The sequence below is a fragment of the Chitinophaga sp. Cy-1792 genome, from assembly GCF_011752935.1.
In the GTDB taxonomy this organism is placed as follows: Bacteria; Bacteroidota; Bacteroidia; order Chitinophagales; family Chitinophagaceae; genus Chitinophaga.
Genome location: NZ_VWWO01000001.1, coordinates 1,305,459 through 1,319,460 on the forward strand (window position 1 = coordinate 1,305,459; position 14,002 = coordinate 1,319,460).

The window sequence follows — 14,002 nt, forward strand, 5'->3', positions numbered from 1 at the left end:
CCCATTCCACCCATAAGGATGTACAGCAGGTATGATTCTTTTCATTTGAGTGGGCAGTCGCAGATAACCACGTGGCAGCACGAGGGGCGCGACTGGGCTGCCTGTGGCAGGTTTCCGCAGGCAGCCACACATGAATTATTTACCCCAGTCACTATTCTGAACCTGATCACCAGCGGTCGGAAACGCATGTACAATGGTGGCAGGGTCTTTTCACTGCAGCAGGGCGATGTTTTCCTGATACCTGCCGGCACCCTGATCAGTTCTGAAATACTCCGTACGAGTGAACCCTTCTCCAGTATCAATATCATTCTGCCTACCCATCTATTTCCACAAAAAAAGCGGACATCTGCCAATACCATATCAGCAGGTATGCTGGATTTACCGGTAACAGCAGACTGGCATTCCCTATCCGGGCAGCTGATGAAGGATTTCAATAGCAGTTCACCTGTCAGTGAGCCACAGGAACTGCTGGAGAAGATAGCGCATTTGATGTCGGCCCATCCTTATGTTACAGAGATGCTGGGGAATACCGCAGCGCATGACTGGCCGGTAGTCATGGAAAATCTGGGGATGGGTATACCTGAAACCCGGTCGCTGGAGCAGCTGGCACAGCTGGGGCATATGAGTGTGGCTACCTTGAAGCGGCGTTTCAAGGATATTTATGATAAAAGCCCGATGCAGTGGGTTTGGGAGATGCGTTTACAACGGGCGGCGTTGCTACTGCGTACCGCGGCGGTTCCTATCAACGAAATAGCCTATAGTACCGGGTTTTCGGACTTATCTCACTTCTATCACCAGTTTAAAAAATATTTCCGCATGACGCCGCTGCAATGGCGGGAAGCCATTTGATTTGAGCTTTTCAGCCAATAGCATAGCGGTGGTAATTTCTATCTTGCCGTTAAAAAAAGATGACTTCATTAACAGCAGTAGCAATGGCGTGGCTGGAAGCCTGGAATGCCCATGACATGGATGCGATTATGTCCCATTATGATGATGATATTGAATTTTATTCACCTGTAATTGTGCGTATCAACAATGATCCGGCCGGACGTATTAAGGGAAAGGCGGCGTTGCGTTCCTATTTTGAGCGTGCCTTGCAGGCCTATCCTGATTTACATTTTGAATTGTACCATGTGCTGGAAGGCATGAGTTCAGTGGTGTTGTACTATAAAAGTGTGAATAACAGTTTAAGTGCGGAACTGATGGTATTAAATGAGAAGGGGTTGGTGCAGCAGGTAAGGGCGCATTATAAAGCGATGTCCTGATAAAGATTTTCAGCAATAAAAATGGGCAGACGTTAGTAACGTCTGCCCATTTTTTATTGGAAAGAATGTTAGTGTCTGCCGGTTCGCATTTGTTGCTGGTTAAGGCGATTGATGCGTTGTTGTTGCTGGGCGTTGCTACTCAGCCGTGATATCACGAGGTGTCTGAATTCCTTTTCGCTGTTAAAGACCTGGCCGGCTTTTCGGGCGGGCAGTACGCGTTGGAATTCGGCGGTATATTTTGTTTTGATATCGAGGTAGCGTTTATCGAAGTTAAGGTCTTTGTCCATGCTGTTTCTGGCGACAGCATCAGCGTCGCTGGCATGGTCCATTTTGGCATCGATATTTTTATTCCTTGCTTTATCGGCGAGGAGCTGGTCAATTTCGCTTCTGTAATTATTGTAGACCGGCCAGAATTGTTGTGCCTCCTGTGGGGTGAGGTTTAATTTGCTGGCGAGGAATGCAACCTGTAGTGATTTAAGTTTCTCTGCATCATCTTCCTGCGCGAAGATATGGGGGGTAATGCTGATGAGCATTACAACAACTAGAAACCATATTTTCGAAAACTGTTTCATTGATTACTTATTAGGTAACTCATTAGATAGATCTGCTTCCTGAAGATATTTATCTAATGCGGATGTAGGTGATTGTTCGCCTGTCTGGGCGGCGTCATCCATTTTGTTGAGCTGGCCGGATTGGGCCACCTGTGCGAAGATGGATTCGTTGTCCAGCGGGTCTGCATGGTTTTGCAGGTAACTGACGATGGCTTCATCGCTGATGTTGGCCAGTTCCTGTTCGAAGTAGCTGGTATCGTGGTGATGCGCGCCGTTAAGGAAATGTAGTGCGCTGGTGCTGACAATTGCGGCGAGGCATGCAGCAGCAGCCCATTTCTTCCAGTTATTGCGTTTAGCAGGGCGATTAATGGGAATAACCGGGGTTGGCCGGGGTGTTACCTGTTCATCATTATGATTAATAAAATCTAGCTGATTAAAGTAATCGGTGGGAACGGAAAATGGCGATTTCCTGGGCATAGCAGCGAGGAAAGGAGACAATTCTTCCAGTTCTTCCTCTACGGATGATTCATTTTCATGATGTATCCGTTGAAGGATGATGGCGGGTAAGCTTTGAAAGTAGCCGTCAGGAGCAGTATATGGGTTAATGGAAGAGATATTGAGTGCATCGTACATGCGTAATCTGTCTGAAATAATTTCAGGCAGGTGCTCGAAATAGCCTTCCGGTGCCGTAAAGGGCAGGTTCTCAGGCCATTGGGCCAGAGGAGCTATTTGTTGCAGTTCATGTAATATGTCGTTTCCCCTTTTCATCTCGTTTTTTAGACAGCTACCGTTGCTAATGGTTTAATGATATTTTAATCTTTCTCTAAAAAAGTTTAAAACTTGATTAAAATACCTGATACACTGGGGCATATCAACCATTTTTAATAAATTCCTCTATTTTTTTCACCGCATGGTGATAAGAGGCTTTCAAAGCGCCTTCCGAGGTTTCCAACACCTTACTCATTTGCTCGTACGGCATTTCATCGTAATATCTCAGGTTAAATACAATTCTCTGTTTTTCAGGTAATTGTAAGATGGCCTTCTGTAGTTTCCATTCCAATTTATTGGGATCGAACTGCGTATCAGATTTTAATTTGTTAGCTAGTCCTGATTCCACATCGGAGAGGGATACTGAATGTTTTTTCTTCAACTGTTCAAGAAAGGTAAGGCATTCGTTGGTGGCGATTTTATACAGCCATGTATATAGCTGTGCATCTTCGCGGAATCCTTCCAGATTTTTCCAGACTTTAATGAATACATTCTGCAGCACATCGTTAGCGTCGTCGTGGTCAACAACGAGCCTTCGAACGTGCCAGTAGAGCCGTTCCTGGTATTTGCGTATGATGAGCGTAAAGCCTTTTTCCCGGGTATCCGCGTTGCGGTATAAGCCAAGTAATTCTTTATCGTCCTGTGTAACGGCCATAGGTTAAATGGTTCATGACAGGTTTATGTCTTCAATATAGATAAAAAAAAGATCAAATAGTTTAATAGGCTCAGCCAGACTTTCTTTTAGCGAATGTCCGGGGTTTTGGCCGAAGCCTCCGGCTTCAGTCAAAACCCCGTGAGATGTAGCCCCACCAGTGGTGGGGCCACATCTCACGGGAGAATAAATTAAAAAGGTCTCTACTTAGTAGAGACCTTTCCAATTTCTATCTATATAAAAATAGCATTATTTCTTTTTACGGGCAATAGCTTTTTCAGCTGCTGCAACGATATGAGCTGCATCGAGACCGTATTTGGTCAGCAGTTCCACAGGTTTACCTGATTCGCCGAAGGTATCGTTGGTACCAACGTATTCGATAGGAACAGGGATGTGGCGTGCTGCTACGTGTGCGATGCTGTCTCCCAGGCCGCCGAGTACGTTGTGTTCTTCTGCAGAAACAGCGCAACCGGTTTTGGTGAGGGATTTGATGATAGCTTCTTCGTCCAGTGGTTTGATAGTATGGATATTGATGATTTCCACGCTATAACCTTTTTCTTCCAGGATTTTACCGGCTTCGATGGCGATCCATACGAGGTGGCCACAAGCGAAGAGGGAGATATCGTTTCCTTCGTGGAGAATCTGTGCTTTTCCGAGTTCGAAGGTTTGATTTTCCGGGGTGAAGTTAGGCCATTTCGGACGACCGAAGCGGAGGTAAACAGGACCTTCGTGGTCAGCGATAGCGATGGTAGCAGCTTTGGTCTGGTTGAAGTCGCATGGAACGACCACAGCCATACCTGGCAGCATTTTCATCATACCAATATCTTCGAGGATCTGGTGGGTGGCACCATCTTCACCGAGGGTCAGACCAGCGTGGGAAGCACAGATCTTTACGTTTTTGTTGGAATAGGCAACAGACTGACGGATCTGGTCGTAAACACGGCCGGTAGAGAAGTTCGCGAAAGTGGTAGTATATGGAATTTTTCCACCGATAGTCATACCAGCGGCGATACCGATCATATTAGCTTCGGCGATACCAACCTGTACGAAACGTTCAGGAAATTCTTTAATAAAGGCATTGAGTTTCATGGAGCCGAGCAGGTCAGCTGTCAGGGCTACGACGTTAGGGTTTTTACGACCCAGTTCCAGAATCCCTTCACCGAATCCGGCGCGGGTTTCTTTCTCATTCATCGGTTGAATATCTTTTACCATTGCGGTTCTTTTAAAATTATGTCGTAAAAGTAAACAATTAGGTTGATGAGTTCTAATTACTCAGCACTTTATTGCGAAGGCTTACCTCCCACTGCCATGCGGTGCGCATGCAGTCTTCTATACCAATCTGAGGTAACCAGCCTAATTTTTCTTTTGCGCGGGTGTTGTTCGCGTAAATAGCGATTACATCCCCCGGACGACGTGGGCCCATGGCGTAATTGAGTTTTACACCGGAGATTTTTTCAAATGCTTTGATAGCCTCCAGTACGGTAACACCGTTACCAGTACCCAGGTTAAAGATTTCGCAATTGGTATTATTACGTTTTTCGATCAGGTATTGTAATGCTTTCGTGTGTGCGTTGGCGATATCCGTAACATGGATATAGTCGCGTACACAAGAACCGTCGCGGGTATCGTAATCTTCTCCGAACACCGTCATTTTCGGGATTTTTCCGATAGCTGTCTGGGTGATTACAGGTACCAGGTTATCCGGTTTGCCCAGTGGTAATTCACCGATCAGCCCTGATGGATGTGCACCAACCGGGTTGAAATACCGGAGGATAATAGACTGGGTATCATTTACATGACTATAGTCCTGTATGATTTGTTCGCCCATCTGTTTGGTACGTGCGTAAGGAGATTGAGCTTCGCCTAATGGTGTTTCTTCTACAACGGGCAATGCTTTGGTATTACCATAAACAGAGCAGGAAGAGGAGAATACCAGGTTAGGGATATTGAATTCCTTCACGCATTTCAGTACGTTGATGAGAGAGGTCAGGTTATTGTGGAAGTACAGTAAAGGATCAGCTACAGACTCAGGGACGGTTTTGAGAGCAGCGAAGTGGATAACCCCAACGATATCACGGTTTTCGTGGAATACAGCATGGGTATCTTCCAGGTTACAAAGGTCTACTTTGTAATTACGGACTTTTTTTCCGGTAATTTTTTCGATGCCGTCCAACAATTGTGTGGTACTTCTGATGTTGCTGTCTACGGAAACAACATCGAATCCATGATTAATAAGATCTACAATAGTATGGGCGCCAATATAGCCACAACCACCGGTAACAAGAACCTTCATGATAATTTCGATTTACGATTTTATTTTATATCAGATCATTTTTTGTTGGAGGACAGTTTCAAGGTATTGTCCATAACCGCTTTTCAGCAAAGGTTTGGCGAGTTGCTTCAGTTGAGCAGCATCAATAAATCCTTTACGGTAGGCAATTTCTTCGATACAGGCAATTTTTATGCCTTGTCGTTGTTCTATTACCTGAACAAACTGTGAAGCCTGCATCAGGGAGTCGAAGGTACCGGTATCCAGCCATGCGGTACCGCGGGGTAAGATAGAAACTTTTAATTTGCCGCGCTTCAAATATTCCTTATTCACATCTGTGATTTCATATTCACCGCGGGGGCTAGGTTCCAGGTTTTTAGCGATTTCCACTACTTCGTTATCATAGAAATAAAGTCCGGGAACAGCGTAGTTAGATTTAGGCTGGGTGGGTTTTTCTTCTATGGATACTACGTTCATCTGGTCGTCAAATTCAACCACGCCATATCTTTCTGGGTCGGATACCTGGTATGCATATACGATACCGCCATCAGGAGTTGCGTTGTTGGCGAGTTGTGTACCGAGGCCTGCGCCGTAGAAAATATTATCACCGAGAACGAGCGCAACATTATCTTTTCCAATAAACGATTCACCGATTACGAATGCCTGCGCGAGGCCGTTAGGCTGCGGTTGTTCTGCATAGCTAAGTTTCAGTCCAAGTTGGCTTCCATCACCAAACAGGCGTTGAAAAGCAGGAAGATCATGAGGAGTGGAGATAATCAAAATCTCTTTAATACCCGCCAGCATCAAGGTTGACAGCGGATAATAGATCATTGGTTTATCATAGACTGGCATTATCTGTTTGCTGATCGCGTATGTTATGGGGTGGAGTCGGGTGCCGGAACCGCCGGCCAGGATAATTCCTTTCATTGGTTTTGGATTGCTTTAGTAATCGTACAAAAATAGTAGTTTATAGGTAGAAATAAAGAGCACACGTTTGCGTGAATTATTTTTTAGAGAGATTAACAGATAATAAAGCAGGATTTGAAGGTCGGGGAAAATGCTGAAAGCTGGTTTCAGCAATATTTAATAGGGATAAAATAAAAAAACCGGAATCATAGATTCCGGTTTTGGCAATATTGTTATTATCAGATGATTAAATGAAGATGCTGGTGATCGCATACACCAGTGCTGCCAGGAGTCCGCTGATAGGAATGGTGAGTACCCATGCCCAGAGGAGACTAACGGTAACGCCCCATCTTACAGCGGAGAGGCGTTTTGTTGCGCCTACACCCATGATGGCACCGGTAATAACGTGTGTGGTACTGGCCGGGATACCGAGGTGTTCTGTAAAGAAGAGGGTGATGGCACCGGCACTTTCAGCAGCAACGCCTTCCAGCGGAGTTACTTTGGTGATACGGGTACCCATTGTTTTAACGATTTTCCAACCGCCGCTCATCGTACCGAGTGCGATGGCGCAGAAGCAGGCCAGTGGAATCCAGTCTGGCATGGCTTTGAGGTTAGGGATATAACCTGCAGAGACCATGGCTGCTGCGATGATACCCATTACTTTTTGTGCATCGTTACTACCGTGGCCAAGGCTCAGTGCCGCGCTGGATACCAGCTGCAGGCGTTTGAACCAGTTTTCCGCACGGAAAGGATTGGCGCGGCGGCAAACGTTTACAATGATAAGGGTAATAATAAATGACACCACCATACCAATGAGTGGCGCCAGTACGATGAAGTATACGATAGGTAATACTTTGTGGTAGTTGATCACATCCAGGGTACGGGCGCTGGTAACAGCGGCGCCGATGAAGCCTCCGATAAGGGTATGGGAGGAACTGGACGGGATACCCAGCCACCAGGTAAAGAGATTCCAGGTAATAGCAGCAATAAGGCCGCAGAGGATCACTTTAAGTGTAATGTATTGTTCAAAAACTGAGCTGGCAACAGAGTTGGCTACTTTAAATTCTCCAATTATGTATTTGGCAATAAAGAAGGCGGCAAAGTTGAACAAGGCGGCCCAAAGTACGGCCTGAAACGGCGTCAGTACTTTGGTCGATACTATCGTTGCGATAGAGTTGGCGGCATCATGAAAACCATTGATATAGTCGAAAATGAATGCCAGAATAATAATAACTACGAGTAATGTCATGGTGCTACCGTGATTATACGTTCAGGACAGGCAAAGTGACTCTGATTAAGAGTACTTAATGATAATGGTTTCGATTACGTTGGCGCAGTCTTCGCATTTGTCTGTAGCGATTTCCAGTGCCTGGTAAATTTCACGCATTTTGATCAGTTCAGCTGCGTTCTGTTCTGTTTCGAACAGATCAGCGATTGCCATGTCGTAGATGTCATCAGCATGGTTTTCCAGGCTGTTGATTTTTACACATGCATCGGTGATGATGCGCATGTTGGCCATGGTACGGAGCTCATGAATAGCTTTATGGAGTTCGAGCACACCGAGGTGAATGAGTTCAGCCAGTTTACGGATGCTGTCGTTGATATTATGAACTTTATAGATATCCATTCTTTTGGCAGAGCCATGGATATAATCGGCAACGTCGTCTAAAGTAGCAGCAAGGTAGTGGATGTCTTCACGGTCGAACGGGGTAATGAAGTTCTGACCTAATTCAACAAATATGCGGTGGGTGTAATCATCGTTTTTGTGCTCCAGACGTTCGATCAGGTGTACTTTATCCTTTCTGACAGAAAGGTCTGTAGTGGCAACCAGTTCGTTCAGGACCTGTGCCATTTCCACTAAATTGGAAGCTACATCTTCAAACAGAGAATAAAATACCCGGTCTTTCGGCATGAATAATTTAACAAAAGAATTGAAGCCTCCCATACGTTTGAGTTTAAAAATTTTGCCGCAAAAATAGTCCGCCTGACGCATTGGTTCGAATCCAAAGCAGGAATTAATAATTCCTTAACATTGGATTAATATAAAAGTAATATAGCGATTTTTCCTTTGTATTGAAAATTACACTCATAAAGCAAGCTGGGCAGCCACTTGTTCATACCTACAATTGATGTCAGAAAAGCGTTCATTAGAAATAGCAGTAATCTCCGATGTACACCTCGGAATATACGGCTGTCATGCAAAAGAGCTGATTCAGTACCTGGATAGCATAGATCCGAAGATCCTCGTGCTGAACGGGGATATCATCGATATCTGGCAGTTTAGCAAGCGCTATTTCCCTAAAGCACACACTAAAGTCATCCGCCGCATCCTGAAAATGATCGGAAAAGGAACCGAAGTGGTATACCTGACCGGTAACCATGATGAGGCTTTACGTAAATATTCAGGCTTTGAACTGAGTAATTTCCGTATCGATGACAAGTTATTCCTTGAAGTTGATGGCAAAAGACATTGGTTTTTCCATGGAGATGTATATGATATCACCATGAAAAACTCTAAATGGCTGGCCAAACTGGGCGGGAAGGGATATGATTTGCTGATTATTCTTAACCGACTGGTAAATAACACCTTAGAGCGCTTTGGGCGGGAAAAGATGTCTTTCTCCAAAAAAGTAAAACAAGGGGTAAAACAGGCGGTGAAATTTATTTCCGACTTTGAACAGACAGTGGCAGAGATCGCTGTTGATAAAAATATTGACGTGGTTTGCTGCGGACACATCCACCAGCCACTGATCAAAGAAATGCAGGTAGCCGGTAAAACGGTGACCTACCTGAACTCCGGCGACTGGGTAGAAAGCCTTACCGCGCTGGAATATGCCAACCACCAATGGACCTTATACCAACATCCCGTATCTAAATCTAAAGTAGTACTTCCGGAAGATGAAGATGATCTCCCCCTCGTATTTCCTACTCCCAATGATTTTGGTCTGCGCTGAGGTAATAAACCACCTTTTGTATTCGTTTATTTATTAATGTCTATTTCATTCATAATTTTCACATAAACATAACAGGTACTTAATATTAAATTAAAAGTAGCCAGCTAGCTTTGCTGAAAAATAAATTATTAAGTATCCGTATTGGACCATTTGGAATTGAAAGATCATACAGCAAAATGAAAGTACTGAAGTTACATCCACTAATGACCATTTCCCTCCTGCAGATGCAGATCCAACGTCTGCTGTCCTGTAACGTGACAGTATATATGCGTCATTCCCTTGCCAATGCATTCGATACACTGAAGGAAGCCGGATTTGATGAAGATTCACTGGTGGAATTCCCTATTGATGAAACTTTAAGTCTGAGAGAATTTGAAGAAGAAGTAGAAGAACGCTTCAATTTCACTTTAGAGTTATGTAATAAAGATAATAAGCCCTTTACCAATAAAAGTCAGCATATATACCAGATTGCCTCTCTTCAGCCTAAAAAAGAAGAAAGGAATTATCAGCTGGATATCTCACTGGATATGTTGATGAATAATAACAGGCAATCTCCCCAACAAAATATTTCTTTTTAATCTAAGCTAAACCGTAATTGTTTTATAAAGTCTGGTTGCAGCAGCAGCCGGACTTTTATATTTTACGGGACTATGAAACATCCTTTTCAGTGTATAGACTGGCGTGCTATTCCCTCTACCACCCATCCGGGCATTACTGGCACGGCATTATGGCAAACGCTCCAATTGCCTGGTTTACGCTTACGTATTGTAAATTATTCGCCTGGTTATCTTGCAGATCATTGGTGTAAGAAGGGACATATCGTCCATTGCCTGGAGGGTAGTTTTATCAGTGAGCTGGATAACGGGGAGCAGTTTGAGCTGCAGCAGGGAATGACATACGTTGTTTCGGACGAGTTGAGTAATCATCGTTCGAGTACGGAATCAGGAGTAAAGCTGTTGATTATAGATGGTGATTTTCTGCAATAAAAAATGGCAGCGGTTACCTGAACCACTGCCATTAGTTGATAATTATTTATATGACCGGGTTTATTTTCCCAGTTTGGCCATTTGTTTTTCCGGATTTTTCAGGAAGATTTCCTTGCAGGTATTAGAGCAGAAATGGATGGTATCGTTTTTATAAACAGTCCATTCGTGATAGCTGGTATCGTAAGGCATTTCACATACAGGATCAGGGAGTTTGTCTGACGCTGCTACAGGAGCTGCGGTTTCCTGTGTTTCGGTGCTTTTACTATCTGATTGTGCCGGTTTGGATTGTTGACCACAGGAGATGATAAACAATGCCGCTGCTACGAGAACATATTTCATATCTGTAATAATTTTTAGATGCTGAAGTTGCAAAGGTCGGTCATTTAAAGCGAAATCCCCCCGGTTTACACTGGGGGGATTTCGTTTTTATTCTCTTTTACAGCGCTGATATATTATTATTTATTACCAGATAACTACACGTTTATCTGCTGGCAAAGCCATTTTGGTAGAATCGGTACAGCTCCATGCCTGCTGGAATTCCACCAGGTGAGGCAGTGGGCCGAGGATACGATATCTTGCCGGAGAGTGAGGGTTGGTTTGTACCTGGTTGCGGAGTGCCGCATCGGTGATGGTTTCGTGCCAAACCTGTGCCCAGCCCAGGAAGAAGCGTTGCTGCCATGTAAATCCGTCGATAGGTTTAGGTTGTTCTTTACCTGCGAAGGATTTTTCCAGTGCGTGGTAGGCCAGTGTCAGACCACCCAGGTCAGCGATATTTTCACCGAGGGTAAGTTTACCGTTGATATTGAAGCCTGGTAAAGCCTGGATGCTGCTGAAGTAATCAGCGTAGCGGTTAGCCAGTTTATCAAAGTTAGCGCGGTCAGCTTTTGTCCACCAGTCTTTCAGGTTACCATCTGCATCGAACTGAGAACCCTGGTCATCGAAGCCGTGGGTAAATTCGTGTCCGATCACAGCGATGATACCGCCGTAGTTGATAGCGTCATCAGCGTTAGCGTTGTAGAAAGGAGGCTGGAGGATACCGGCAGGGAATACTACTTCATTATTTAATGGGTTGTAGTAAGCGTTTACGGTCTGCGGTGTCATCATCCACTCTGCTTTATCCACAGGTTTACCGATTTTAGCTACATCTTCTTTATGGTGGTACAGAATAGCAGATACGGTGTTTTCCACCAGTTTATCTTTCTGGATATCAATAGAAGAATAGTCTTTCCATTTATCAGGATAACCGATTTTGTAGGTAAAGGTGGCGAGTTTTTTATGTGCCATAGCTTTGGTAGAATCGCCCATCCAGGAGAGTTTGTCGATTCTTTCACCAAATACGGTACGTACGTTTTCGATCATCTCGGAAACTTTCTTTTTAGAAGTTTCAGGGAAGTATTTTTTAGCGAACAGTTTACCCAGTGGCATGCCGAGGGTATTGTCTGTAGAGCGGATAGAGCGTTCTACGCGAGGTTTCTGTTCTTTTTTACCGGTTAAAACGGTGCCGAAGAAGCGGAAGTTTTCATCATCCAGGCCTTTAGGCAGGTAACCAGCGAAGCGGGTCAGCAGTTGCCATTTGGAGTAAGTTTTCAGTACATCCAGCGGGGTAGCTTTCACGATGCCGTTGGCAGCGGTGAGGTATGCTTTGTTCTGAATGATGAGGGTATCAGCTTTGATATCCTGTTTCTGGGTGAAGGCATCCCAGTCGAAATCCGGTGCCAGTTTTTTGAGTTCGCCGTAGGCAGCACGGTTATAAGTTTTAACCGGATCGCGGAGTTCTACGTTAGAGAGCTGTGCTTTAGCCAGTTTGGTTTCGAAGTCGAGGATGGTTTTACCAGGGTTAGCTTCGGTGAAGCCTGCCAGGGTAAACATTTTATCGATATGTTTAACAAACTCGTCGCGAACGTTTTTGGTAGCGGAGTCTTGTCTTTCGTAATAGCTTTTTTCTCCCAGAGACAGACCATCCTGGCCCTGGTAGAGGATGTTCATTTTACTATCTTTTGCATCAGCGTCTACGCCAAAGCCAGTGAAAGTAGATATACCGATTCGCTGGAGGTCGCCGGTAACGCTGGCCCAGTCGGCAAGGGTTTTGACACCATTAATTTGATCAAGGTAAGGCTGTAAGGGAGTGATGCCTCGTTTTTCGATGGTAGCGGTATCCAGGAAAGAAGCGTAGTAATCAGCAATTTGTTGTTCTTCGGTACCTTTTTTCAGGTCTTTCTGGCTACTGATTTCGGCGATAATACCTTTCAGGCGGACTTCTTTATTTTCCTTATCGAGGATTCCGAAGGCGCCCCAGCGGCTTTCTGTAGAAGGAACCGGGTTGTGTTTTTTCCAGTTTCCATTAACGTAGTTGTCGAAGTCGTCGCAGGGTTTGAAGGTGCTGTCAATGTCTGCCATATTGAAGGCGGGAACCTTTGTGGTGTCGGCAGTGTTTTGAGAGGAGTTGCCGGAGTTACATGCTGAGAATGCAATTACCGCAGCCAGCATCGATAACTTTACCGAATTGGTTTTACTCATATTATAATCAGGTTTTAACTAAAGTTATATAAAAGGGATCATCTTACACAATCCCTATTGTATAAGCGGTAAACTTCGGTAAATCTTCCAGAAATACCTAAAAACCGGAAAATTCTGATTTATTAGGTAGGTTTGTAACTCGTAAAAATGGAAATCAATGACTTTTGAGTTTAGATTATACAGGATATTTACCGTTATAGCCTTATTTTTTGCAGGAATGCTGGCCTTTTCCTCTCTGGCAGCGCTATTAATGACTGGCTTGAATTTACAGTCATTAATATTACTGGCGGTAGTAGGATCCTGTATGGTGCACAGTATATTATCATTGTACCTGCAAAGGAGTATTATGTCGCCGGAGATACACCTGAAAGAAAGCACCCCATCCCGACTGCGGATTACGGGTATTGTCATGATCTCTTTCTCTGTGCTGATGATATTTCTCATTGTATCTTACCTGAATACTTCTCCTGTAGCCATACAAGAGGCCATGGAAAAGAGTAATATGCCTGCCGATCAGCGGGAGATGATTGCTTCCGGGGCTTTTAGCGGAATGGTTAAATTCTTCCTGTGTATCTGTATCTTGTTTCTGTTAACTGCGACGATGTCGTTCCGGTTTCTGAAAGTATATAAGGAACAGAACGACCACACTGATCATATTCATCCGGAAGATGATAACCTTATGTTATAAATGATACGTCATGGAAAAGCACGACATTAACACCCGTGAGGATATTGAAAGGCTGGTGAATACTTTTTATGAAGGTGCCAGGAAAGATGACGTGATCGGATATATTTTTAATGACATTGCTAAAGTAGACTGGCCGGTACATCTTCCTGTCATGTATGATTTCTGGGAGAGCCTGTTGCTGGAAGGCACCTATAAAGGCAATGCCATGCAGCCTCATTTCCGTATCAATAAACTGGTACCATTGGAGACGGTTCATTTTCAGCGCTGGCTGCAGTTGTTTGAAGGTACGGTCCATGAATTATTCAGCGGAGAAATTGCTGAACTGGCTATTACGAGGGCCAGGTCGATCAGTGAGATCATGAATTTCAAAATGAATTCCATCAATCATCCTGAACAGGATAAGACAAAAATTCCGCTCGTTAACCCGGGCAAACAAAAAGAATAGC

The 14,002-nt window shown here is 44.4% G+C and carries 17 protein-coding genes; 7 read left to right on the forward strand and 10 right to left on the reverse strand.

Annotation, left to right across the window (positions count from 1 at the left end; all coding sequences use genetic code 11):
- The first annotated feature begins 18 nt into the window (after positions 1 to 18).
- Positions 19 to 849, forward strand: coding sequence for an AraC family transcriptional regulator (locus F3J22_RS05405; RefSeq protein WP_167015054.1), 831 nt, complete (start codon positions 19 to 21; stop codon positions 847 to 849).
- A 59-nt stretch (positions 850 to 908) separates the two neighbouring features.
- On the forward strand, positions 909 to 1,265 hold the full coding sequence (locus F3J22_RS05410; protein WP_167015056.1) for a nuclear transport factor 2 family protein: 357 nt from the start codon (positions 909 to 911) through the stop codon (positions 1,263 to 1,265).
- A 68-nt stretch (positions 1,266 to 1,333) separates the two neighbouring features.
- On the opposite strand, the gene F3J22_RS05415 is transcribed toward F3J22_RS05410, so the two are convergent.
- From F3J22_RS05415 to F3J22_RS05450, 8 genes are all read right to left on the reverse strand, one after another.
- Complete coding sequence (locus tag F3J22_RS05415) at positions 1,334 to 1,837, reverse strand: hypothetical protein (RefSeq protein WP_167015058.1); 504 nt, start codon at positions 1,835 to 1,837, stop codon at positions 1,334 to 1,336.
- A gap of 3 nt (positions 1,838 to 1,840) precedes the next feature.
- A complete protein-coding gene (locus tag F3J22_RS05420; protein WP_167015060.1) occupies positions 1,841 to 2,584 on the reverse strand; it encodes a hypothetical protein in 744 nt (247 codons plus the stop codon).
- Positions 2,585 to 2,687: 103 nt separating this feature from the next.
- The gene (locus F3J22_RS05425; protein WP_167015062.1) at positions 2,688 to 3,239 is read right to left on the reverse strand and encodes an RNA polymerase sigma factor; all 552 of its coding nucleotides are present in this window, start codon (positions 3,237 to 3,239) and stop codon (positions 2,688 to 2,690) included.
- Positions 3,240 to 3,485: 246 nt separating this feature from the next.
- Positions 3,486 to 4,448, reverse strand: coding sequence for a transketolase family protein (locus F3J22_RS05430; RefSeq protein WP_167015064.1), 963 nt, complete (start codon positions 4,446 to 4,448; stop codon positions 3,486 to 3,488).
- Positions 4,449 to 4,500: 52 nt separating this feature from the next.
- A complete protein-coding gene (gene galE / locus F3J22_RS05435) occupies positions 4,501 to 5,529 on the reverse strand; it encodes a UDP-glucose 4-epimerase GalE (RefSeq protein WP_167015066.1) in 1,029 nt (342 codons plus the stop codon).
- Between the two features lie 30 nt (positions 5,530 to 5,559).
- Entirely contained in the window at positions 5,560 to 6,432 is an 873-nt protein-coding gene (gene rfbA, locus F3J22_RS05440) for a glucose-1-phosphate thymidylyltransferase RfbA (protein WP_167015068.1), read from the reverse strand.
- Between the two features lie 226 nt (positions 6,433 to 6,658).
- Positions 6,659 to 7,660 (reverse strand): inorganic phosphate transporter, encoded by a 1,002-nt coding sequence (locus F3J22_RS05445; RefSeq protein ID WP_167015070.1) that lies wholly within the window; start codon positions 7,658 to 7,660, stop codon positions 6,659 to 6,661.
- A gap of 45 nt (positions 7,661 to 7,705) precedes the next feature.
- Entirely contained in the window at positions 7,706 to 8,356 is a 651-nt protein-coding gene (locus F3J22_RS05450) for a DUF47 domain-containing protein (RefSeq protein ID WP_167015072.1), read from the reverse strand.
- A 184-nt stretch (positions 8,357 to 8,540) separates the two neighbouring features.
- On the opposite strand from F3J22_RS05450, the gene F3J22_RS05455 reads away from it, so the two are divergent.
- The 3 genes from F3J22_RS05455 (at position 8,541) to F3J22_RS05465 (ending at position 10,351) form a co-directional block, all read left to right on the forward strand.
- Positions 8,541 to 9,365, forward strand: a complete 825-nt coding sequence (locus tag F3J22_RS05455; protein WP_167015074.1) for a UDP-2,3-diacylglucosamine diphosphatase — start codon at positions 8,541 to 8,543, stop codon at positions 9,363 to 9,365.
- 176 nt (positions 9,366 to 9,541) lie between these two features.
- Entirely contained in the window at positions 9,542 to 9,943 is a 402-nt protein-coding gene (locus tag F3J22_RS05460; protein ID WP_167015076.1) for a hypothetical protein, read from the forward strand.
- 72 nt (positions 9,944 to 10,015) lie between these two features.
- Entirely contained in the window at positions 10,016 to 10,351 is a 336-nt protein-coding gene (locus F3J22_RS05465) for a DHCW motif cupin fold protein (RefSeq protein ID WP_167015078.1), read from the forward strand.
- Between the two features lie 60 nt (positions 10,352 to 10,411).
- Here the strand turns inward: F3J22_RS05465 and F3J22_RS30380 are convergent, their stop codons facing one another.
- Together F3J22_RS30380 and F3J22_RS05475 are read right to left on the reverse strand one after the other, a co-directional pair.
- Entirely contained in the window at positions 10,412 to 10,690 is a 279-nt protein-coding gene (locus tag F3J22_RS30380) for a YHS domain-containing protein (protein ID WP_205195144.1), read from the reverse strand.
- A gap of 123 nt (positions 10,691 to 10,813) precedes the next feature.
- The gene (locus tag F3J22_RS05475) at positions 10,814 to 12,868 is read right to left on the reverse strand and encodes a M13 family metallopeptidase (RefSeq protein ID WP_167015080.1); all 2,055 of its coding nucleotides are present in this window, start codon (positions 12,866 to 12,868) and stop codon (positions 10,814 to 10,816) included.
- A 157-nt stretch (positions 12,869 to 13,025) separates the two neighbouring features.
- Between F3J22_RS05475 and F3J22_RS05480 the strand changes: the two genes are divergently transcribed.
- Together F3J22_RS05480 and F3J22_RS05485 are read left to right on the forward strand one after the other, a co-directional pair.
- Positions 13,026 to 13,556, forward strand: a complete 531-nt coding sequence (locus F3J22_RS05480; protein WP_167015082.1) for a hypothetical protein — start codon at positions 13,026 to 13,028, stop codon at positions 13,554 to 13,556.
- Positions 13,557 to 13,566: 10 nt separating this feature from the next.
- Positions 13,567 to 14,001 (forward strand): group III truncated hemoglobin, encoded by a 435-nt coding sequence (locus F3J22_RS05485; protein ID WP_205195145.1) that lies wholly within the window; start codon positions 13,567 to 13,569, stop codon positions 13,999 to 14,001.
- The last annotated feature ends 1 nt before the right edge of the window (position 14,002 follow it).